The organism is Streptosporangium sandarakinum, assembly GCF_050942225.1.
Lineage (GTDB): Bacteria > Actinomycetota > Actinomycetes > Streptosporangiales > Streptosporangiaceae > Streptosporangium > Streptosporangium nondiastaticum.
This window is the reverse complement of record NZ_CP192034.1, coordinates 1,593,068-1,615,357: the sequence shown is the minus strand read 5'-3', so window position 1 is coordinate 1,615,357 and position 22,290 is coordinate 1,593,068. Positions and strand designations below refer to the sequence as shown.

At 74.6% G+C, this 22,290-nt stretch carries 15 protein-coding genes; 3 read left to right on the top strand and 12 right to left on the bottom strand.

Annotated elements, in window-relative coordinates; genetic code table 11:
• Positions 1 to 371: 371 nt before the first annotated feature.
• From rho to thrC, 3 genes are all read right to left on the bottom strand, one after another.
• Positions 372 to 2,393 (bottom strand): transcription termination factor Rho, encoded by a 2,022-nt coding sequence (gene rho / locus ACQP10_RS07625; RefSeq protein WP_433541110.1) that lies wholly within the window; start codon positions 2,391 to 2,393, stop codon positions 372 to 374.
• A 466-nt stretch (positions 2,394 to 2,859) separates the two neighbouring features.
• On the bottom strand, positions 2,860 to 3,804 hold the full coding sequence (thrB, locus tag ACQP10_RS07620; RefSeq protein WP_433541109.1) for a homoserine kinase: 945 nt from the start codon (positions 3,802 to 3,804) through the stop codon (positions 2,860 to 2,862).
• Between the two features lie 59 nt (positions 3,805 to 3,863).
• Positions 3,864 to 4,922, bottom strand: coding sequence for a threonine synthase (gene thrC / locus ACQP10_RS07615; protein WP_179819235.1), 1,059 nt, complete (start codon positions 4,920 to 4,922; stop codon positions 3,864 to 3,866).
• Positions 4,923 to 5,133: 211 nt separating this feature from the next.
• Here thrC and ACQP10_RS07610 point away from each other — a divergent pair, with 211 nt between their 5' ends.
• Positions 5,134 to 6,924: a glycosyltransferase gene (locus ACQP10_RS07610; protein ID WP_433541108.1), complete on the top strand. Its 1,791-nt coding sequence runs from the start codon at positions 5,134 to 5,136 to the stop codon at positions 6,922 to 6,924.
• Positions 6,925 to 6,998: 74 nt separating this feature from the next.
• On the opposite strand, the gene ACQP10_RS07605 is transcribed toward ACQP10_RS07610, so the two are convergent.
• Positions 6,999 to 8,327: an MFS transporter gene (locus tag ACQP10_RS07605; protein ID WP_346022069.1), complete on the bottom strand. Its 1,329-nt coding sequence runs from the start codon at positions 8,325 to 8,327 to the stop codon at positions 6,999 to 7,001.
• Positions 8,328 to 8,421: 94 nt separating this feature from the next.
• On the opposite strand from ACQP10_RS07605, the gene ACQP10_RS07600 reads away from it, so the two are divergent.
• Positions 8,422 to 9,219, top strand: a complete 798-nt coding sequence (locus ACQP10_RS07600; RefSeq protein ID WP_346022068.1) for an SAM-dependent methyltransferase — start codon at positions 8,422 to 8,424, stop codon at positions 9,217 to 9,219.
• Positions 9,220 to 9,261: 42 nt separating this feature from the next.
• On the opposite strand, the gene ACQP10_RS07595 is transcribed toward ACQP10_RS07600, so the two are convergent.
• The 8 genes from ACQP10_RS07595 to ACQP10_RS07560 all read right to left on the bottom strand — a co-directional run bounded on the left by ACQP10_RS07595 (position 9,262) and on the right by ACQP10_RS07560 (position 20,296).
• Entirely contained in the window at positions 9,262 to 11,142 is a 1,881-nt protein-coding gene (locus tag ACQP10_RS07595; protein ID WP_399499862.1) for a glycosyltransferase, read from the bottom strand.
• Complete coding sequence (locus tag ACQP10_RS07590) at positions 11,142 to 12,386, bottom strand: glycosyltransferase family 2 protein (protein ID WP_389993875.1); 1,245 nt, start codon at positions 12,384 to 12,386, stop codon at positions 11,142 to 11,144. Before ACQP10_RS07590 ends, ACQP10_RS07595 begins: the two co-directional genes overlap by 1 nt.
• A gap of 138 nt (positions 12,387 to 12,524) precedes the next feature.
• Complete coding sequence (locus ACQP10_RS07585; RefSeq protein ID WP_399499864.1) at positions 12,525 to 13,529, bottom strand: polysaccharide deacetylase family protein; 1,005 nt, start codon at positions 13,527 to 13,529, stop codon at positions 12,525 to 12,527.
• A 233-nt stretch (positions 13,530 to 13,762) separates the two neighbouring features.
• On the bottom strand, positions 13,763 to 15,055 hold the full coding sequence (locus ACQP10_RS07580) for a homoserine dehydrogenase (RefSeq protein ID WP_179819241.1): 1,293 nt from the start codon (positions 15,053 to 15,055) through the stop codon (positions 13,763 to 13,765).
• Positions 15,056 to 15,089: 34 nt separating this feature from the next.
• Positions 15,090 to 16,472, bottom strand: coding sequence for a diaminopimelate decarboxylase (gene lysA, locus ACQP10_RS07575; RefSeq protein WP_346022064.1), 1,383 nt, complete (start codon positions 16,470 to 16,472; stop codon positions 15,090 to 15,092).
• 222 nt (positions 16,473 to 16,694) lie between these two features.
• Positions 16,695 to 17,510 carry a neutral zinc metallopeptidase gene (locus ACQP10_RS07570; RefSeq protein WP_179819243.1) on the bottom strand — a complete coding sequence of 272 codons (816 nt, stop codon included), beginning with the start codon at positions 17,508 to 17,510 and terminating at the stop codon, positions 16,695 to 16,697.
• A gap of 59 nt (positions 17,511 to 17,569) precedes the next feature.
• Positions 17,570 to 18,235: a DALR anticodon-binding domain-containing protein gene (locus ACQP10_RS07565; RefSeq protein WP_433541107.1), complete on the bottom strand. Its 666-nt coding sequence runs from the start codon at positions 18,233 to 18,235 to the stop codon at positions 17,570 to 17,572.
• Positions 18,236 to 18,313: 78 nt separating this feature from the next.
• Positions 18,314 to 20,296, bottom strand: a complete 1,983-nt coding sequence (locus ACQP10_RS07560; RefSeq protein WP_346022062.1) for a hypothetical protein — start codon at positions 20,294 to 20,296, stop codon at positions 18,314 to 18,316.
• Positions 20,297 to 20,366: 70 nt separating this feature from the next.
• On the opposite strand from ACQP10_RS07560, the gene ACQP10_RS07555 reads away from it, so the two are divergent.
• On the top strand, positions 20,367 to 22,034 hold the full coding sequence (locus tag ACQP10_RS07555) for an asparagine synthetase B family protein (protein ID WP_179819246.1): 1,668 nt from the start codon (positions 20,367 to 20,369) through the stop codon (positions 22,032 to 22,034).
• The last annotated feature ends 256 nt before the right edge of the window (positions 22,035 to 22,290 follow it).

The window sequence follows — 22,290 nt, the reverse complement described above, 5'->3', positions numbered from 1 at the left end:
CGGTCCACGCCCGGACCCCGTCCTCCGGAGCGGATTCGGCGGCGCCGCGCGGACGCGGCGAGACGGAGCGTACGGGCGTCATCACGCCATGGATACACGCCGGGTCCCGGACGCACAAGGGGCGGGACCGCCACGTCCCCGGCCCCGGGCGACCGGTGCCCGGCTGCGCCCGGACGCGTCGGGCCGGACCGCGTGCCCGCGTGCCCGCGTGCGCGGGTGCGCGGGTGCGCGGGTGCGCGAGGGCGCGGATGCGCGAGGGCGCGGGTGCGCGGGTGCGCGAGGGCCGACGCCCGCGGGAGGGTGGCCGGAAACGGCGAGCGCCCCGGCCGCGGGGGCCGGGGCGCTCGCCGTACGACGGGTGAGGCCGGTGATCAGTCGCGGTCGGAGTTGACCGTCGTCTTCTGCACCTGGAGGAGGAACTCCGCGTTGGACTTCGTCTCCTTCATCTTCTCCAGGAGCAGCTCCAGGGCCTGCTGCATGTCCAGGGCGTGCAGCACGCGCCGCAGCTTCCAGACGATCTGCAGCTCGTCCCGCGACATGAGGATCTCCTCCTTGCGGGTGCCGGACGCGTCGACGTCCACCGCGGGGAAGATCCGCTTGTCGGCCAGGGAGCGGTTGAGCTTGAGCTCCATGTTGCCGGTGCCCTTGAACTCCTCGAAGATGACCTCGTCCATCTTGGATCCGGTCTCGACGAGGGCCGTGGCGAGGATCGTCAGCGAGCCGCCGTTCTCGATGTTGCGGGCGGCGCCGAAGAACCGCTTCGGCGGGTAGAGCGCGGTCGAGTCGACACCGCCGGACAGGATGCGGCCGCTGGCGGGCGCCGCGAGGTTGTACGCGCGGCCCAGGCGGGTGATCGAGTCGAGCAGGACGACCACGTCGTGGCCCAGCTCCACCAGGCGCTTGGCCCGCTCGATGGCGAGCTCGGCGACGGTGGTGTGGTCCTCGGCCGGGCGGTCGAAGGTCGAGTGGATGACCTCGCCCTTCACCGACCGCTGCATGTCGGTGACCTCTTCCGGACGCTCGTCGACGAGGACGACCATCAGGTGGCACTCGGGGTTGTTACGGGTGATCGCGTTGGCGATCGCCTGGAGCACCATCGTCTTGCCGGCCTTCGGCGGCGAGACGATGAGGCCGCGCTGGCCCTTGCCGATCGGCGACACCAGGTCGATGATCCTGGTGGTCATGACGTTCGGCTCGGTCTCCAGCCGCAGGCGCTCCTGCGGGTAGAGCGGCGTCAGCTTGTTGAAGTCGGGGCGCTGGCGCGCCTGCTCCGGGTCCATGCCGTTGACGGTGTCGAGGCGGACCAGGGCGTTGAACTTCTCGCGGCGCTCGCCGTCGCGCGGCTGCCGGACGGCGCCGGTGATGACGTCGCCCTTGCGCAGGCCGTTGCGGCGGATCTGGGCCAGGGAGACGTAGACGTCGTTGGCGCCGGGGAGGTAGCCGCTGGTGCGCACGAACGCGTAGTTGTCGAGGATGTCGAGGATGCCGGCGATCGGGATGAGGACGTCGTCCTCGCTCACGACCGGCTCGTTGCTGTCGAAGCGGTCGCGGCCGCGACGGTTGCGCTCGCGGAACCGGCCGCGGCGCCCGCGGCGGTCGTCGTCGTCGCCGCCGTGCTGGTCACCGCGGTCCTGACGGTCCTGACGGTCCTGCGCGCCGCGGTTCTGGGCGCTCCTGTCGCTCCTGTCGCTCCTGTCGCCGCGGTCGCCGCGGTCACCGCGGCTGTCGCGGTCGCCCCGGCCGTCGCGGTCGCCGCGGTCGCCCCGGCCGTCGCGGTCGCGGCCCTGGCCGCCGTCGGCGGTCCGCTGGTCGCCGCGCTCACCGCGCTCGCCGCGCTCACGGCGGCTCTCGCCACGCTCGCCGCGGCTGCGGCGCTCGCGGCGGCTCTCCCCGCGCTCGGCGCGGCCCTCGGCGGCCTGACCCTCGTTCGCCTGCTGCTCCACGACGGGAGCGGCCGCGGCCACGGCCACGGGCTCGGGAGTCGTCTGCTCGGCGACCGGAGCCGCCGGGGCCGCGGTGGGCGCGGGAGCCGCGGGCGCGGTCTCGGCCGCGGCGGCACGGGAACGTTCCCGGCGGCTGCGGGCGGGGCGCTCGGCGGCCGGCTCGGCCGTGACGACCGGAGCCGCGGGGGCCTCGGCGGCGCTGGTGGAGGCGGGGGCGCTCTCGGCGGAGACGCCCTGCTTCTCCTGGATGGCGGCGATGAGCTGGCTCTTGCGCATCCGCCCGGTCCCGCTGATGCCGAGACCGGACGCCATGGCCTGCAGCTCGGGCAGCACCATGGCGGACAGGCCGGTGCCGGAGCGACGGCGCGGCTTGGCCGCGGGGCGGGTGGGGGTGTCACCGGCCACCGGGGTGCCGGGGGCGTCGGAGAGGAGTTCGGTGGTGTCGCTCACTAAATGGGTCCTTCCCAGGGGTCGGGCGTGGCCATGATCAGCCAATCGTCCCGGTGGTGCGATCGACCCGGAGGGACAGACCGGGTCGGGTTGCACGTCGCGATCCTCGACGGCCCGTGGAGGCCGCCGCCACTGTCGGAGAAGGGCACATCCTTGCCGTCACCATCGAGATTCGCCGACGGTGGGGCTTGGAGGACACCCCCCGGATTGCTACCGGCAACCAGATGTCGAGGTAATTCGAACGAGCATGTCTCCTCAAACGCCGCCTCGCGTTGCCCCATCCGAATATGGAGCATTCGGCGGCGACGGATTCGGGGAGGCCACTGCGGCGCTCACGCCTCACGAGGTGAGTCGTGGTGCAGCGATGTGTGACTGACAAGCACGCATCCAACAAGGGGACACCTGGTGCGGCTACCAGCCTAACATCACCAGCGCACACAGCTATTCCCTGAAGGTCGAAGAGGCATCAGCGTGTCTCGGCAGAGACGACGCCGGCACCGTGGGTTTCGACATCCAGTGGCTGGATGTGCCAATCATTACCCACTTCCGGTGCGATCAAATCCTGCGTATCCCCTGTGGAAAACGCAAGGATCGTGGGACCGGCCCCCGAGACGACCGCGGGGACGCCGATCCCGCGCAGACGTTGTACCAGATCCGCGGTCCGGGGCATCGCAGGCGCGCGGTAACCCTGGTGCAGGCGGTCCTCGGTGGCGGCCATCAGAAGCTCCCGCTCCGGCCTGGTGGTCAGGGCCGCCACCAGCAGGGCAGTCCGGGCGGCGTTCGCGGCGGCGTCGGCGTGCGGCACCTGCGCGGGAAGCAGACCTCGGGCGACCTCGGTGGACAGCCGGTGCCCCGGAACGAGGGCCACGGGCCGGACATCGGGGTGGGGGGCCAGTTTCACCATACGCGGAACTCCGGACTGCTCCGTCCACGCGATGGTCAGCCCCCCGGCCAGGCAGGGCGCCACGTTGTCGGGGTGCCCCTCGATCTCGGTTGCCAGGATCAGCAGGGCGTCCTCCGACGGCGCGTCCCCGCCGCCGTCCGGGAAGGCCGGGAAGGCCAGGGCGCGCGCCGCCACGATGCCGGCGCAGATCGCCGCCGAGGAGGAGCCGAGGCCGCGCCCGTGCGGGATCCGGTTGCGGCAGACCATCCGGACCGCGTCCGGCTGCTTGACCCCGAAGAGGTCGAAGGCCGCGCGCATCGACCTGACGACCAGGTGGTCCTCACCGGCGCCGACCTGCCCGGCGCCCTCGCCTTCGACGTCGACGCTCAGCCCGCCCGTCGTGCCGATCTCGATCTCGACCTCGTCGTGCAGTGTGAGCGCCAGCCCGAGCGAGTCGAATCCGGGGCCCAGGTTGGCGCTCGTCGCGGGGACCCTGACGATGGCCTTCCCGCGGGGAACATTGATCATTGGTCTCCTTGTGTGGCGGCCCGGACCCGCTCAAGGACGACCCACGCCGGCGTCACGTGTCAGGCGAGTTCCAGGGCTGTTGCGGCGGCGTGGGCGTCGATCGGGATCGTGACGGGGGCGGGCGCGCCGGAGATGGCCCAGTCGGGGTCCTTCAGGCCGTTGCCGGTCACCGTGCAGACGACGCGCTGCCCCGGGGCGACGAGTCCCCGTTCGTGGGCCTGGAGGAGGCCCGCCACGCTGGCGGCGGAGGCCAGCTCGACGAACACGCCCTCCTCCTGGGCCAGGAGCTTGTAGGCGGCGGCGATCCGCCGGTCGGTGACGGCGTCGATGAGGCCGCCGGACTCGTCGCGGGCCGCCTCGGCGAGGTGCCAGGAGGCGGGGTTGCCGATGCGGATCGCGGTGGCGATGGTGTGCGGGTGGGAGACCGGCGCGCCGTTGACGATCGGCGCGGCCCCGCTGGCCTGGAAGCCGAACATGCGCGGCGTACGGGTCGCGACGCCGTCGGCGGCGTACTCGGTGTAGCCCATCCAGTAGGCGGAGATGTTGCCGGCGTTGCCGACGGGGATGCAGTGGATGTCGGGCGCGTCGCCCAGGGCGTCCACGATCTCGAAGGCGGCGGTCTTCTGCCCCTGGAGCCGGAACGGGTTCACCGAGTTGACCAGCGCGATCGGGTAGCTCTCCGAGAGCTTCCTGGTCATCTCCAGGCAGTCGTCGAAGGAGCCCTCGACCTGGAGCAGCCGGGCCCCGTGGACCAGCGCCTGGGCCAGCTTGCCCATCGCGATCTTCCCGCGCGGCACCAGCACCGCGCAGGTCAGGCCCGCGCGTACGGCGTAGGCGGCGGCGGAGGCGCTGGTGTTGCCGGTGGAGGCGCAGATGACGGCCTTGGCTCCGGCCTCGACGGCCTTGCTGATGGCCATGGTCATGCCGCGGTCCTTGAAACTGCCGGTCGGGTTCGCGCCCTCGACCTTCAGGTGGACGTCGCAGCCGGTCAGCGCCGACAGCCGGGGAGCCGGGACGAGCGGCGTGCCGCCCTCCAGGAGCGTGACGACGGGCGTCGCGGTGGTCACCGGAAGCCGGTCACGGTACTCCTCGATCAGGCCACGCCACGCCCTGGTCATGATTGCTCCTCTCGCGCGCGGTGACACCACGCGCGCTACCTGCGGTGTTGGCACGATTCTACGGGCAACCGCCCGCGCGACGGGATTCGCCGTCCACCAGATGGGACGCATCCGCCCAGCATCGGCGGCACCGTACAGGAAACCCTCAGGCTGCCCGGGTATGGTCGGCGGGAACTTGACAAGCGGCGACGCAGACAAGGGGCATTTTCGGATGACGGATGGAGCAGCGGCCGGGCCGCCACCGATCCGGCACAACGACCACTCCCCCCTGACCCCGCCCGCGCTCGGCGCGTGGGAGCCGTCCCTGCCGGTCAGCGTGGTCATCCCGGCGCGCGGCGGCCAGCACCGGCTGGATCTCGCCCTGGCCGCCCTGGCCGCGCAGAGCTACCCCGCCCACCTCATGGAGGTGATCGTGGTGGACGACGGCAGCGACCCTCCGCTGAGGCTGCCGGAGATCGCGCCGCCGGGCGCCAGGATCGAGCCGGCCGCCCCGGGCGGCTGGGGCATCGCGCACGCGGTCAACACCGGGGCCGCCCGCGCCGGGGGCGAGATCGTCCAGCGGCTCGACTCCGACATGGTCGTCTGCCGCGAGCACATCGAGGCGCTGGCGCGCTGGCACCACCTGGCCGGGTACGTCGTCGCCATCGGCGCGAAGCGGTTCGTGGAGGAGCCCGTCCTGTCCCCCGGCGAGGTGCACGACGCGGTGCGCGCCGGCTCGCTCGGGGAGGTCTTCGACCTGTCGGCGGCGCAGGCCAGTTCCACCGAGCAGACGATCGCCCGCACGAACGGCCTGCGGACCAGCCGCAACCCCTACCATGTGTGCACCGGCCCCACGGTTTCGCTGCGGCGGGAGGTCTTCCACGCCGTCGGCGGGTTCGACCCGGCCGTCCTGCGCGGCGAGGACACCGAGTTCGCCTACCGGCTCGCCGCGCACGGCGTGGTGTTCGTGCCCGACATGGACGCCCAGGCGGTGCACCTGGGCATCCCCGCGCAGCGCCTCGACCGCGAGCGCGCGGTCCGCACGGTCGCGCCCTACCTCGCCCAGCGCGTGCCGCTCCGCCGCGACCTGCGCAAGGATCCGGGCCGCCAGTGGCTCGTGCCGTACGTGGAGATCGTGTTCCGTCTCGGGGAGGACCCGGACCCCGGGCGGGTGCGCGCGGCGGTGGGCGCGGCCCTGTCCGGGTCGCTGCCCGACGTGGTGGTCACCCTCGTCGCCCCCTGGTCGAAGCTGTCGGAGAACCGTCCCGGGCCGGACGACCCCCTCTTCGAGCTGCGACTGCTGCGTGAGCACTTCGCCCACGACCGCCGGGTACGGCTGACCGACGAGGGCGACGGGACCAGCGCGGCCGGCGGGGTCGGCGGGGTCGGCGGGATCACGGCCACGCCCGCGCCGATCCCGTTCCGCTACACGGGCCCGGTCTCGGTGCCGCTGGGCCGCGACTCGCTGGAACGGATGATCGCCGCGATGCAGGACGACCGGTCAGGCATGCTCGTGGTGGACCTCGGCGAGGACGGCCCGGCGACGCTGGTGCGGACCGAGGCGCTGGGCCGGGCGCTGCTGCTGGGCGCCACCGACGTCACCGCCTCGATCGAGGCGACTCACGGCGTACGGCACGGCGCACGGGCGGACTTCTGGCCCGCGAAGGACCGGAAGGACCGGAAGGACCAGAAGGCGCAGAAGACGGAGAGCACGGGGAGGCCGGGGAGGCCGGAGAAGCCGGCGCAGGGGGCGCGGGCCGCCCAGGCGACACGGGCGGAGAAGGCGGTCCAGCCGGAAGCAGCGGCTCAGCCCGGGAGAGCGGCCCGGCCGGAGAAGGCCGCGAAGACGGCTGAGACCGCCCAGACGGACAAGGCGGCGGAGGCGGGCAAGGCGGCGAAGACGGGGCAGGCGGCTTCCGGCGGCGCCCGGCCGTCCGCGCGCGTCCCCGGGCGGGCGGCGTCCGCGGCGGCCCGGCGGCGGAACTGGCGTTCCCTGCTGCGCTCGACCCTGCGCCCCGACTGACCCACCCGTACGGCGCGCCCGCCCGGCGGCCGGACGGGCGCCCGGCGGGCCGGGTCAGCGGGTGACGGGCCGGGTCAGCGGGCGGCGGCGGGTTCGTCCTCGCGCTCGGCGGCCGGGGGCGCGATGCGCCGCCGTACGGCCAGGCCGAAGGCGACGACGAGCAGGCCGCACACTCCCGAGATCACGAACGGCGCGGCGGGCCGCCAGGAGTCGTACAGCGCGCCGCCGAGCGAGGAGACCACCAGGATGCCCACGGCCCCGCAGAGCGTCTGCACGCCGTAGGCCGACCCGCGCACGGCGGCCGGGACCCGCTCGGCCAGGAGCGGGCCCGCGGTGGTGATGGCGGCGATCTCCCCCAGGCCGACGAGCACCGCCACCGGCATCATCCCGGCCCCGAGCGGGTCGTCGACCAGCAGCGTGGACAGGTAGGAGACGGCCGCGACCACCTGGGCGAGGATGAGCACGTCCTGGCGGCGCATCCGGTCGCCCAGCCAGCCGAACAGCGGCGCCCCGAGCATGGCGACGGTCTGCGCGACGCCGACCACGGCCCCGGCGCGGGCCAGCGCCTCGGCGGCCGACATGCCGTGCTCCCTCGTGGCGTAGTCGGTGATCCACAGCGACAGGAAGCCGGCGACCACCGCGAGGTCGGCGCGGGCGACGAACGCCGCGGCGTAGGACAGCGCCACCCCGGGATCGCGGGCCAGCGTCACGCCCTCGCGGACCAGGCGGGTGAGCGGGACGCGCGCGGCGCTCTCGCTGACCCGCGCGGCGGACAGGGTGAACCACATCAGCACGGCGACGCCGAGGACGGCGGCGGCGACGAGCAGGAACGACAGGCGGGCCGCGGTGACCGGCTCCGCGCCGCCCTCCTCCAGGGCCTGGGGCAGGCGGACCAGCGCGAGCACCGCGACCATCGCGCCGAGCCCGCTGAACAGGCCGACCAGGCCGTAGGACTTCCCCCGGGAGCGGTCGCGGACGTAGTCGATGGCCAGCGTGGAGAGCATGCCGTTCAGCGCGGCCACGCCCAGGGCGAAGACCACCCGCAGCGCCACCAGCACGCCGGTGTTCCCGGCGAACGGGAACAGCCCCGCGCCCAGCGCGCACAGCGTGAACCCGATGACCACGATCGGCCGGCGGCCGAACCGGTCGGCCAGCGCCCCGTACCAGGCCAGGCTGGCGATCATCGCGATCTCGGCGGCGGAGCCGAGCAACCCGACGATCTTCCCCGTGTCGTCCTCGGCGACGCCGAGGACGCCCTTCAGCACGTACGGCTGCGCCGCGGGAAGGAAGGAGATGACCATGGTCGAGGTGAACGCCAGGGACAGGAAGGCCCACATGTTGCCGCGGCCGATGCCGTCGGCGAGCTGGAGGCCAAGGACCCGGCGCGGGGAGGAGGCGGCCATGCGGCGATCTTGTCAGCTCCGGGGGCGCTTCTCCAAGGCCCTCCTACCGATATGATCACCGCATTTCGGAAAAACCACCCCGGGGGAGCGGCTCGTGACCGACCAGATACCCAAGGGCATTCGTGCGGACGTTCCCAACGTCGCCCGCATGTACGACTACTACCTGGGCGGCAAGGACAACTTCCCCGCCGACCGGGAGGCCGCGGAACGGGCCCTGGCCGCGGTCCCGGAGATCCGGCACAGCACCCGGTTCAACCGCGCGTTCCTGGGCCGCACCGTCGCCTTCTCCGCCGCCTCCGGCATCGACCAGTTCCTCGACCTCGGGGCCGGCCTGCCGACCCAGAACAACGTGCACCAGGTCGCCCGGGACGCCCGGGTCGTCTACGTGGACAACGACCCGACCGTCCTGGTCCACGGCAGGGCGATCCTCGGCAAGGACGACCGGGTGACGATCGTCGAGGGCGACCTGCGCCGCCCCCGCGAGATCCTCTCCGATCCGGACGTGCGGGCGGCGATCGACTTCGACCGGCCGGTGGCGGTCCTGCTGCTGTCGGTCATGCACTTCGTCCCGGACGAGGAGGACCCGCTGGGCGTCATCGCCACGCTGCGCGAGGCCATGGCGCCCGGAAGCCACCTGATCATGTCGCACGTGGCGATCGACGCCCGGCCCCAGGCCGCCGGCGCCGTCACCCAGGCCTACGACCGGGCGTCCGCGCCCTTCGTCGCCCGGACCGGCGAGGAGATCGTCCGCATGTTCGAGGGCTTCGACGTGGTGGAGCCGGGCATCGTCAACCTTCCCGAGTGGCGTCCCGAACCGGGCACCGAGGTGCCCTACCGGGGCATCGGGAACTACTTCCTGGGCGGGGTCGGGGTCGTCACCGGCGGCGCGTGATCGCCCGCCCGGGGAGACCCTTCCCGGGCGGAGCCGGAGTCGTCACCGGCGGCGCGTGATCGCCCGCCTGACCGACGACAGCAGGCCGAGCTGCATCACCTTCCTGGCGGCGGCCAGTTCCTTGCGGGCCGCCGCCAGCTCCTTGCGCAGCCCGCCGACCTCGCGCCGCAGCTCGACGGCGTTCCTGCGCCAGCGGCCCGACTCCTCCTTCCACCGGGCCACCTCGCCGCGGAGCCGTTCGGCCTCCTTGGCGAGACGGTCGGCCTCGGCCCGCGCCTCGATCCGGGCCCGGTAGGCGCTCCGGCGTCCGGTGATCTGCCGCGGTCCCGCGGTGAACCCGTGGGTCTCGCCGTCCACCCAGAGGACCCCGAAGACGTCGTCCACGGCGTCGTCGAGGTCCTCGCCCTCGCCGGCGACGATCGCGGCGCGGGCGAACGCGGCGGTGCGCTCCAGCCGGGCCGTCACCAGCCCCGCGTCCCCGGCGTCCCCCTCACTCGCCGCGCCCCCGGCATCCCCGGTGTCCCCGGCCTTCTCCGCGCCCTCGGCGCCGTCCGCGTTCCCCGGGTCCTCGGCGTCCTCGGCGTTTCCGGGAGTCCCGGCGTTCCCGGCCTCCTCGGCCAGCAGCACGGAGACCAGGCCGTACTCGCCCTCGACGGCCAGGTCGAGCAGGCGCGCCAGGGTGTCCTCGCCCGGCGTCCAGCCCGCGGGCAGCCGCAGCCGGTACGGCGCCGCCGTCACCGAACCCCGCTCCCCCTCCGGCCTCCGTTCCCCCGCCGTCTCCCCCGGGTACGGCACGGCCTCCTCCCGGTACGGCACGGTCACGCGGGCCGCCTCGGGGGCGGCGAGGGCGAAGCGCACCCGTCCCTCGTGGGCGTAGTGGCCGCGGACCAGCATCGTTTCCAGGTCCGGGTTCCGCAGCGGCGCGCGGCCCTCGGCGGCGACGCGGTCCCAGGGCCCGACGACGGTGACCGCGACGTCGGGGAGGGTGCCGGCGAGGACGGCGTCGACCGTGGCGCGGACCTCGTCGTAGCCCGCCCGCCCGCCGGCCTCGACGACCACCTCCAGGTAGGGCACCTTCCACTGCCGCGCCGGGTGGGAGCGCAGCCAGCGGTAGGACGGGATCCGGTCGGCCACGAACGCGTGGCTGACCCGGTCGATCGGCGCCTTGCCGCGCATCCGCATGGTGGGGCCGAGGTGGAAGGCCCGGGACAGCGGCTCGGGCACGAAGACCGCGCCCGCCTGGGCGAGCCGGTAGCCCATCTCGGTGTCCTGGCCGAGGATGAGGTCGGTGTCCATCGGCCCGGCCGCCGTGAGCAGCGCGGCGCCGACCGAGGTGGCGCCGCCCACGTGCAGGCTGAACGCGCGGTGCGGGTTGTCGGTGAGGCCGCCGGTGCGCTCGATCAGGTCCACCAGCCAGGCGTGCGGCTCGGCGGGCTCGAACAGCTCCGCCAGGTCGCCGGCGGCGGCCACCGCCTCCGGTGTGGGCGGCTCCGCGGGGGTGAAGCGCAGGTAGCCGGTCACCACGAGGTACGGCGCCGCGTGGTGCCAGCGCATGTGCGCCTCGATCGACCGGCGGTCGAGGACCACGTCGGAGTCGAGCCAGTGGATCACGTCGCCGGTAGCGGCCGCGAGCCCGGCGTTGCGGGCGTGCGCCCGGCCCGGGACCGGGCAGGTGATCAGCCTCGTGCCCGGCGGCCGGAGCGCGGGCAGGCGCAGCGGCGGGTCGCTCCCGTTGTCCACCACGATGACCTCGGTCAGCTCGGCGGGGTAGCTCTGCCCGGCCAGCCCCGCGAGCACCAGGTCGAGCTTGTCCTGGCCGCCGTAGGCGGGCACGACCACGCTGACCCGCAGCGAGGGCGTCCAGGCGCCGAGCTCCGGCGGGGTGAGGACGCGGTGGTCGTTGCCGGGGATCCGTGCTGTCATCACGCTTCCAGAAGCAGGCTCGGGCGGAAGCCGCGCCACTGGTTGGACGCGACGCGCAGGAAGTGGGCGAGCGGGAGCCGCCAGGTGTGCTGGGCCCGTACCGAACGCCGCAGCACGTAGCCGAGGCCGTGGGTGCGGTAGACGCGCGCCCCGGCGGCGTGGGCGGCCTTGAGGAAGGCCGCGTCCACCCCGCTCGGCAGGGCGGGGAAGCCGCCGGTCTCGGTGAACCGGTCCCGGGCGAGCAGGATCGTGCCGCCGGCCACGTGGTCGGACCAGATCTCGCCGGTGTAGTCGGTGCGGCGGACGGTGGCGTCCAGCGGCTCCAGGTAGAAGAACTCGGCGGCGGTGCCCACGATGTCGGCGCCGGAGTAGGACCGCGCCATGAGCAGGTCGGCCAGGTGCTCGGGCCCGTACCAGTCGTCGTCGTCCCACTTGGCGATGTGGTCGCCGCCGGCCCGCAGGGCGGCCGTGTTGAGCGCCGTCCCGAAGGGGACGTCGGCGGCGACCTCGACGACCGTCACCGGCACCTCGCAGGCGGTCAGGGCCCGCCGTACCGCCTCGTGGCCGGCCGGGACGCCGTGCAGGGCGAGCAGGACCTCGGCCTCCACCCCCCGCTGGCGGGCGATCTGGGTGAGCGCCTGGCCGAGGTGGTGCGGCCGCATGCTGGACATCACGACGCTGACCTTCGGCGCGGTGCCCGCCGCGGCCCCGGCCCCGGCTCGGGCTCCGGTGGCTCCCGCCGTCCCGGCGGCCGGGCCGCGCAGCGCGTGGCGGCGCAGCCGCACGCTGTGCTCCTCGCGGCGCAGCGCGGTCACCGAACGGGGCCCTCCGGGGTCGTCCCCGGGCGTCCAGGCGGCGAGCAGGCGGGCCAGGCCGGGCTCTACCCAGCCCGGCGAGGCGGCGGCGTGCAGCGGCACCCCGGCGGCGGCCAGCCCGGTGACCGTGCCGGCCGGCACCGGTTCGGCGGGCCACCGTACGGCCAGGCCCCGCAACGGCCGCAGGCGGGCGGCCTCGGCGGCGCTCGGACGCTCGCCGAGCGGTTCGCCGTCGGCGGCCCAGTTCCGGCCGTCCCACACCAGTTCGGCCACCGGCCCGTCGGCGGCTCGTTTGAACCCCTCGGGGGTCGCGGGACCGGTCTCGGCGGGACCCGTCTCAGCGGGACCGGTCTCAGCGGGATCCGTCTCAGCGGGATCCGGGACGGGGGGCTCGGGGGCGTCCGGGGAAGGGGAAGGCTGAACGGGCACCAGCGAAGGATAGCGAGGATGAAAGGCTATTTTTCACGAAATGTCCTATCCGGCCCGTGCGCCGAAGGCCAGGCGAGGCGTCGATGACATCGACGAAGCCGAGCCGGGATCCGGCCCGCGCGCCGGAGGCCGGGCGGGTCACTCTCCGCGCGGCAGCGGGCGGTAGCGGGCGCCGACCGCCTCCCCCAGCGGCAGGACGACCGTGCCGTGGGACTCGCGGGTCGCCAGCCAGCCGAGGAAGTCCTCCAGCAGCTTCGGCGACGCCGAGTAGTCGCCGCAGCCCTCGCAGACCCGGTGGAAGACCAGCGGCAGGACCCCTCCGCTCTTCTCGGCGTCGAAGACCTGCTGCTTCAGGCGCCGCAGCGGCGTGTCCGGGCCCACCGAGCTCGCCGTGCGGATCGCGTGCCGGTCCCTGGGAGGCAGGGTGTCCGCCGCCGGACAGGCCGGGCAGGAGAACTCGCGGAGCCCGCCGACGTCGCGGGCCGCGTCGTAGCCGCACCGGCGGGCCGCGGCCTCGGCGCGGGCGTCCACCGAGCCGAAGGGGTAGGCGAGCGTGGCGGGCCGGTATCCCCAGGCCACCAGCTTCCTGCGGTCGTCGCAGATCTGGGCGCGCTGCTCGGTGGCGGACAGCTCGGGCAGGCGGAGATGGGTCAGTGTGTGACCGCCGATCTCGTGGCCCGCCCGGGCGATCGCGGCGAGCCCGCGGCGGGTCAGCTTGTGCTCGCGCCCGACCGTGCCGCTGTTGACGTAGAAGGTGCCGCGCATGCCGTGCCGCTCCAGCGTGCGGGCGACGGCCGGGTGGGTGGCGTCGCCGTCGTCGAAGGTCAGCGAGACGATCGCCCCGGCCCGCTTCGGCGCCCGGGTCCCGGCCGCTCCCGCTGCGCGGGCCCCGTCGGCCTCCGCGCCGGCCCCTCCCGCCGTACGGTGCCCGGCGGCCCCGGGACCCCCCTGGCCGTCCGCCCGGGCCGCCGCGCCCGGAAGCGTCCCCGGGAGCATCACGGGAAGCGCCGTCAGGAACGCCGTCAGAAGCGTCGTAAGAAGCACGACCGGAAGCGTCGTCAGGACGGCCGCCGTCACCGGCGGCCGCGTCCGGCGGGCGGTCCTGTCGGCGGGCACGACCCTGCGGGCGGCGGAGGGGATCATGCGCACCACGGTACAAGCCGGTGATCACCGGCGCACGGGATGTCACCGAACCGGCCCGGCGGAACCGCCGGGACGGCCCCGGACCCCGGCCCCGGACCCCGGCGGCGGACCGCCCGGCCCGCCGCGCAGGCCGGGTCAGGCCCGGGTCGCGAGAACGGGACGCCCACCGCGGGAACGGACGGCCCCGGGAATCCCTGACGCGGGACCCCGGGGCGGGCCGGCCTCACGGCGGATCAGGCGATGTCCTCGCCCTCGACGCGCATGACGCTCACCACGTCGCGGACGATGTCCATCTCGCGCAGCCCCTGGATGGTGGCCGAGAGGGCGGCGTCGTCAGCCCGGTGGGTGACCAGGACGAGCTGGGCGTCGTCGCCGTGCCCCTCCTGGCGGACGGTCTGGATGGAGACGTCCTGCCTGGCGAACATGTCGGCCACCCGGGCGAGCACGCCCGGCTTGTCGGCGACGTCCAGGGAGACGTGGTAACGCGTGACGGTCTCGCCCATCGGGTGCACCGCCAGGTCGGCGTAGGTGGACTCCTCCGGGCCGCGGGTGCCGGCCAGGTGGTTGCGCGCCACGGCCACGATGTCGCCCAGCACGGCGCTCGCCGTCGGGGCGCCGCCCGCGCCCGCGCCGTAGAACATGAGCCGGCCGGCCGACTCCGCCTCCACGAAGACCGCGTTGTACGCCTCGCGGACCCCGGCCAGCGGGTGCGACCTGGGGATCATGGCCGGGTGGACCCGTACGCCGAAGGAGCGGCCGTCGTCGGAGCGGGCGCAGATCGCCAGCAGCTTGATGACGCATCCCATCGCCCTGGCGCCGGCCACGTCGGCCGCGGTGACCTCGGTGATGCCCTCGCGGTGGACGTCCGCGGCCGTCACGCGGCTGTGGAAGGCGATCTTCGCGAGGATCGCGGCCTTGGCGGCGGCGTCGAAGCCCTCGACGTCGGCGGTGGGGTCGGCCTCGGCGTACCCCAGGGCCTGGGCCTCCTCCAGCGCGTCGGAGAACGACGCCCCGGTGGAGTCCATCTTGTCGAGGATGTAGTTGGTGGTGCCGTTGACGATGCCCATCACCCGGTGGACGCGGTCGCCCGCCAGCGACTCGCGCAGCGGGCGGATCAGCGGGATGGCCCCGGCGACGGCCGCCTCGAAGTAGAGGTCGGCGCCGTTGGCCCGGGCCGCGGCGTGGACGGTCGCGCCGTCCTCGGCGAGCAGCGCCTTGTTGGCCGTGACGACCGACTTGCCGCCTTTCATGGCCGCCAGGATCAGGGACCTGGCCGGCTCGATGCCGCCGATCACCTCGACGACGATGTCGACGTCGTCCCGGGCGACCAGCGCCTCGGCGTCGGTGGTCAGCAGGGCCGGGTCCACGTCGGTGTCGCGCCTGCGGCCCGGCCGCCGCACGGCCACCCCGGCGAGCTCCAGCGGGGCCCCGACGCGCGCCGCGAGGTCGTCGGCCTGCTCGCGCATCAGCCGGATCACCTGGGAGCCGACGACGCCGCACCCGAGGAGGGCTACTTTCAGAGCCACGCGCCCGCACCACCCTTCTCGCTCACGGCCGCCCTCACAGCTGGCCCCTCAGCAGGTCTTCCTCGGTCTCCCGGCGGACGATCACCCGGGACTCCCCGTCCTTGACCGCCACCACGGCGGGCTTGGGGAGGTAGTTGTAGTTGTTGGCCAGCGACCGGCAGTAGGCGCCGGTGCCGGCCACCGCGACCAGGTCGCCGGTGGCGAGGTCGGCCGGCAGCCACAGGTCGCGGACCACCATGTCGCCGCTCTCGCAGTGCTTGCCCACCAGGCGCGAGAGCATCGGCTCGGCGTCGCTCTCCCTGGAGGCCAGGCGCGCGGTGTACTCGGCGCCGTACAGGGCCGTGCGGATGTTGTCGCTCATGCCGCCGTCGACGCTGACGTAGGTGCGCAGTCCCTCGACGTCCTTGATCGTGCCGACCTCGTAGAGCGTCACGCCCGCGCGGCCGGCGATGCTGCGCCCCGGCTCGACGGTCAGCCGGGGCACCGGCAGGCCGGCGGACTCGGCCACCCTGGTGACGATCTCCCGCAGGCCGTCGGCGATCACCTTGACGTCGGGCGAGGTGTCGCCCTCGACGTAGGGGATGCCGTAGCCGCCGCCGAGGTCGAGCTCGGGCAGGACGACGCCGTGCTCCTCCTTGATCTGCACCAGGAGCGTGGCCAGCCGCCGCGCGGCGACCTCGAACCCGGCCGTGTCGGTGATCTGGGAGCCGATGTGGGAGTGCAGGCCGACGAGCTCCAGCTGGGGCAGGGCCAGGACGCGGCGGGCCGCCTCGGCCGCGGCGCCGCTGCCGAGGGAGAAACCGAACTTCTGGTCGTCGTGGGCGGTGGCGATGAACTCGTGGGTGTGCGCCTCCACGCCCACGGTGACGCGGATCATCACCCGGGGGCGCCTGCCGTGCTTGTCGGCGAGGAAGCCCAGGCGGGCGATCTCCTCGAAGGAGTCGGCCACGATGTGCCCGACACCGGCCTCGACGGCCCGCTCCAGCTCGGCGAGCGACTTGTTGTTGCCGTGCATCGTGATCCGCTCGGGCGGGAAGCCGACGCTCAGCGCGACGGCCAGCTCGCCGCCGCTGCACACGTCGAGGCCCAGCCCCTCCTGCATGACCCAGCGGGCCGTCTCACGGCACAGGAACGCCTTGCCTGCGTAGTGGACGTCGCCGCCGACGTACGCCTCGCGGTAGTCGCGGCACCGGGAGCGGAAGTCCTCCTCGTCCACCACGTAGAGAGGCGTGCCGTGCTCGGCGACCAGGTCCCTGACGTCGGCGCCGCCGATCGTGACGGCGCCGCCGTCACGGCCGGCCGTTCGCGGCCAGATGTGGGGATCGAGTCCGTTGAGGTCGGCGGGCGCGTGTGGAGGGCGCTCCTCGGGCAGCACCTCGGCGTGCCGGTCACCGGCGGGATGGGCGAATCGACTCACCCGATCGAGGCTATCGGACCCGGCGGCGCCGATGAGACCGATGACCACCTGTCGAGACGACGTCCTCCCCAATGGCATGAATTTTTCACGCGTTTCACACCCAGAGCGCGATATTTTTACGTTCCTCCCGCCTCCGCCGCGAGGAGATCCGCGCCCCGGCCCCGCCCCGCCGGGAGACCGCGCCGGGGAGACCGTGCCGTCGCCCCGGCCGCCGGGAGGGCCTCAGGACACCTGCGTCGCCGGGACTCCCCAGGTGTTGCACGCCCCCACCGTGCCGGTGCGCTGCCCCCGGGCGATCCACGCGGCGCTGCTGGCGCCCGAGCCGTGCGACTGGCGGTAACTCGCCGCCTGGCCGTCCGGGTCGCCGGCGTCGGCGGCGGCCATCCGGCGCTGCTCGCGCAGCAGGCGCGGCCCGACGACCCGCAGCGCCGCCGCGGCCAGGCAGTCGGCCTGTAGTTCGAGCCGCCGTGACCACGCCTCGTCGAAGGTCTCCGAGCCCCGCCTGTCGGCGATCCCGCTGACCTCCTGGACGTGGTGGGCGTACTCGTGGGCGAGGGTGAACATCATCGGGGCCGCCCGGCCTCCGCTCTGGACCAGCACGTTGACCACGCGTTCCCGCGGGCAGTAGATCCCGGCCCAGTCGTGGTCCTCCTTGCCGCACGCGGCGTCCGCGGGGACGCGCACCAGCCGCAGCTCGGCAGGGGGCGTGTAGTCGATGCCGGCCTCGGCGAGCGACGCCGCCCACATCCCGTCCAGGCAGCGGGCCAGGGCGCGCAGGGTCACGCCCGCCCGGGCGTCGGGGTCGCGGGGCAGCCCGGCGCAGCGTCCGCCGACCGGCCGGGTGGCGGCGTAGAGGCGATGGGTGGCGGCGACCGACCGGGGCGAGCCGGGCGCGGTCCCGATGAGGCCCTGGAGGTCGCCGCGGAGGTAGACCGTCCCGCAGGCGATGATCGCGAAGGCCAGCGCCACCGGCAGGACGCGCCTGACCACCCCGGGCCGCCGCGGCTCCCCGGGCGACCAGTCCCGCGGACCGCTCATCGACCCCTCCCGTCCGCTCGCTCCGTAAAGGTTCCTCACGGACTGTCCGTGAGGGTCTATCACAGGCCGGTCGGCGCTGTCTCGCCGAGTGCGGCCAGCCCCTCGGCCAGCACGTCCCGTACGGCGCGGGCCAGCCGTACCCGGGCCGTGTGCAACGGCGAGGGCGGCTCGTCGCCCGAGGGCAGGGCGGGGGCGCGCTCGAACGCGTCGTGGTAGGCCAGGGCGAGCTGCTCGGTGTAGGCGGCCCAGCCGGGGTCCCTGCTCACCCGCCTGCCGGGCAGCTCGGCGAGCGACCTGAGCACGGCGCGGTCCCGGCGCCCGGTGAGCAGTCCGGGCCGGAAGTCCCCGGTCACGCCCAGCTCCGCGGCCCAGCGCTGCACGGCCACCGCCCGCACGTGGGCGTACCGTACGGCGAAGCCGGGGTTGGCCCAGGTCCGCGGGAAGTCCGGCCAGGGGGACGGACCGGCGGGGGCCACGGGCACCGCGGCGGCCGGGCCGATCTCGGTGACCAGCTCCCCCGGCACGGCGACCTCGATCTCCAGGAACCCGCCGGGCCGTACCCGCACGTCCGCGATGCCGGGCAGGGCGCGCAGCCGCGCGGCCATCGCCTCCGGGTCCTCGCCGCGCCGCAGCGCGGCCGGGGAGACGTACGTCGCCGCCTCGGCCCAGGTGCCGCGCGGGATCGGCGGCAGGCCCAGGACCTCCGCGAGCCTGCCGGGCGTCACGGCCGGCCGCCGGGAAGCGCGCCGGCGGGCGGCGCCACGTCGGTGAACGCGCCGGTGAGCGGTGCCACGCCGCGCAGTCTAGACGAGCGCGTGCGGCTCGGGCGGGCCGTAGTCGACGAGCCGGGCCGCGCCGAGGAGCCAGCGGTCGCGGTCGCGCACGCACACGTAGCCGTAGCGGTCGGCGGAGAAGACCTTGACCCCGTCGGCCCGGCACTGGCGCATCAGCACCTCGTCCCAGCCCTCGGAGACGTCGGCGAACCCGATGCCGCGCAGGACGGTACGGCGGGCCAGCAGCGTCGCCCCGGAGACCTCGGGGAGGTAGGAGTACTCGGCCGACGGCTGGCGCAGCACCGTCGCGGCGACGTCGCGCATGTGCGCGAAGTAGGCCGCCTTGCCGACGATGTCGGCGGTGGTGAACAGGAAGGGGCGGGCGAGGTCGGTCAGGTAGTGCTCGCCGTAGAGGTCGCGGCCGTCCATGACGGCGACCAGGTCGCCCTCGCACAGGTCGAGGGCGCGGTTCAGCATGCCGCCGAGGGTCAGCCCGGACTCGGTGCGGCGGGCCGCGACGTCCACCCGGTCGGGCATCGCGGCGCGGGCCCGCTCGGCCGCGTCGGGGGCGTCCGACAGCACGACGAGCTGCACGACGCCCTTCTGCGGCGCGACCTGGGCGAGGGCGTGGTCGAGGTCGCCCCGGTCGATCAGGATGACCGAGACGTTCAGGGTGGCGCGGGCGCTGGGCAGGCCGACCGCGCCGAGCAGGTCGTCGATCTTCTGGCTCATCGTGCCGGCGGCGTAGGACTGGCGGAGCGCCACGTGGGCCCGGCGGTCGTCGGCGGAGAGGGCGAGGGCGTCCGGCGGGGCGGGCGGCCCGGCCTGCGGCGGCGTCGCGGCCACGGGTTCGGCCGGGTTGACCGGGGTGATCGGCGTGCCGCAGGCGGCCAGCTCGGCCATCCGCCAGGGCTCGGTGCCCGGCGGGCAGTACACGGCCCTGGGCCAGCGGTAGGAGGTGAGCACGTCGGGATACGCCAGGTGGGCGGGGAGCAGCTCCGCGAGGGTCAGCACCCGGTCGAAGCGGTCCCCGGCCAGCGGCAGCGGGTTGTGCACCCGGGGCTGGACGGCGAAGGGCAGCAGGCCCAGGGAGGGCGGGCGGCGGCCGGGCTCCGGCTCCCGCGCCGCCAGGGTGGCGCCCCATTCCTTGACGGTGCCGGGCAGCGCCGAGACGACGTGCTCGAACAGGCTCGCGGCGGCGGCGAACCGGCCGACCTCGCCGTGGGTGTGCCAGAAGACGGTGCGGATGCCCCGTTCGGCGCACCACGCCAGCAGGGCGCGCAGCGCCGGGCCGGCCTCGCGCACCTCGTCGGCCCAGGGGCCCCCGGTGACCGACTCCACCAGCAGCAGGTGCGGGACCTCGGCCGACAGGGCGCGGGCGAAGTCGCCGGGGGTGAACCCGGCGGTCTGGCGCCACTCGTAGCGCAGCAGCGCCTCGGCGTGCGGCTCGGCGACGACGGCCGCGGTCAGGTGGGGGCGGGTGTTGGGGCCGGTCGGCACGCGGAAGGGCTTGAGCTTGACCGAGGCGCCGCCGATGACCCGGGTGGAGGTGGTGGCCTGGAACGACGCGCCGGGGACCTGCCGGTCGGTCTTCTTGGTGACCGGGATGGGCTGGCGCTTGGGGGCGACCGGGCGCTTGGCGGGCTTGGCGGCCCCGCGCAGGCCCCGCGCCAGCCGGACCGGGTTGCTCTTGCCCGTTTTGATCGCGTCGCCGAGCCGGGACCAGCGGGCCACCTGCACCGACGACAGCTTCCACCTGGCCACCTCGGCCTGGTAGCGCTGCTCGGCCAGGTCGCGGCGGAGCTTCTCCTCGGCCGCCTGCGCCGCCGCGAGGCCCTTCTCGGCCTGCTCCAGACGCTCGCGCAGCGTGTTCGCCTCGGCCGACGCGCGCTCCGCGTCGGCGATCTTCGCCTGCGCCGCGTCGAGCAGCCTGGCCAGCTCGGCGGCCCGCTCCGCCTGGGCAACGGCGTCCCGCAGCGCCAGCCGTGTGCTCTCGAGTTGATCGCCCGCCACGTCGTCCTCCGATTCCTGAGCCGGGCGAAAGGATACCCTTTACTCAATCTCGACAAAGAGGAGTAGCACGGTGCAGTGGCCGACGTTCAATGTGAGGCCGTACGTCTGCGGCGGCATCGGCCACCTCGACGAGGCCGCGCTGGAGACCCTCCGGCAGGCGGGGCCGCGGGTGCGGCCCGCGCTGCGCGAGCCGGGAGCGGCCCTCTTCAGCTCCTCGCCGCTGCCGCCGTACCACCGCGGCGAGGGGACGTGGGCGTTCGCCTGGGGTGAGCGCGGGCCGTCGGGACCCGGCCGGACACGGTCGTGGATCGGGGTGGCGGAGGAGTTCGAGACGCCCGGCCTGATCGGCGACGGCGAGCGGATCGTGCTGCACGCCGGCGGGCTCGGCCTGGTGGACGTCTACTACCTGGCGCTGGACGGCGTGGTCTACTTCTCCTCCCTGCTGGAGCCGCTGCTGTCGCTGACGCGCGGCCCGCACGAGGTCGACTGGGAGGCCTGGGCCGCGATCATCCAGGTGACCTTCCCGCTCCGCGACGACACCCCCTACACCGGCGTCAAGCGGCTGACCGGGTCGGGGGCGCTGGTGCTCGACCGGGCCACCGGCCGGATCGCCACCGAGCGGATGCTGCCCCGCTGGCTGCGCGAGGAGCCGTTCGAGGCGGGCCGCTCGGCCGGGGAGATCCTGGAGATCCTGCACGAGGTCTACAAGGACTTCGAGGACCGGCCGCTGCTGGTGCCGGTCAGCGGCGGCTACGACTCGCGGCTGCTGTGCTCGGTCGCGGTGGCCCGGGGCGCCGACGTGGAGTCGTGGACGACCAGCCCCGACGACGGCACCGACACCGACATCGCCTTCGCCCGCGCCATCACCCGCGAGCTGGGCGTACGGCACCGCGTGATCCCCCAGGACGCCGCCGCCTATCCCGCCGACGCGCTGGACGTCGCCCGGCGTCTCGAGTTCCTCACCCCGCACCACGCCTGGTACGCCCCCTTCGCCCGCGAGGTCCACCGGGCGGGCCGGACCCTGGTGGACGGCCTGGCCGGCGGGCCGCTGCTGAAGAACTTCATGGTCAGCGGGGCCGCGATCACCGCCTCCTCGCAGGCCGAGCGCAAGGCCGCGCTGCTGGGCTCGCTGTCGCTGGGCGCCCCCTCGGTGCCGTTCCTGTCCGAGGCCGCCGCCGAGTGGATCGGTTCGGCGGTGCGGACGGCCTTCGCCCAGTCGACCTCGATGCTGAACGGCCACCGGGCCGAGCTGCCCCTCTCCGTGCTGCACACCCGGACGGCCAAGGGCATCGCCCGCTCGGCGGTCAACCTGGTCGGGCCCGAGGTGTCGTTCGCCGCGCCGTTCATGCACCCGGCCTTCTTCGACGCGGCGCTGTCGGTGGGGGTGGCCCGCAAGGACGGCGGGCGCTTCTACCGGGAGCTGCTGCACGCGGCCAACCCGCGCGTCGCGGCGCTGCCCTCGACCAACGTCGTCAAGCAGCCGCTCCAGCGGGTTCCGCTGCGCTCGGCCGCCGCGCCGGCCCGCGAGTACGGCCACCGCATGCTGGCGCGGGTCGCCTCGACGGTGCCCACGCTCCTGTCGGAGCAGCTCCAGGACGTCGTCGCCGCCGGGCCGGACGCCCTGGCGCGGTTCAACGGGTGGAACGACCGGTTCTGGGTGCGCGGCCTGGTGCTCTTCGGGGCCTGGCTCACCGACCGCGAGGAGCGCCTGACCGGCCTCACCCCGCCCTGGGCCTGAGGGACGCCGTTCCGGACCCGGCCCTCCCGGGGCGACGCTCTCGGAAAGCCCTTTCCCATCATCGCCGGCGCGACCCGGTCGGGCACCCGTACGCCCAGGTCAGCGCGGTCGTGGCCGACGGCTTTCCGGTAAAGAAACGGTAAGTGTCGTGGCGGCTACGCGCGGATGGCGCGATACTCGCGGGGAATCCGCGGAACGGAGCGGAGACCGTCCGATTTCTGGGGGTTCGCCGCGCCCCTCCGGCTGGTAGTCTTCG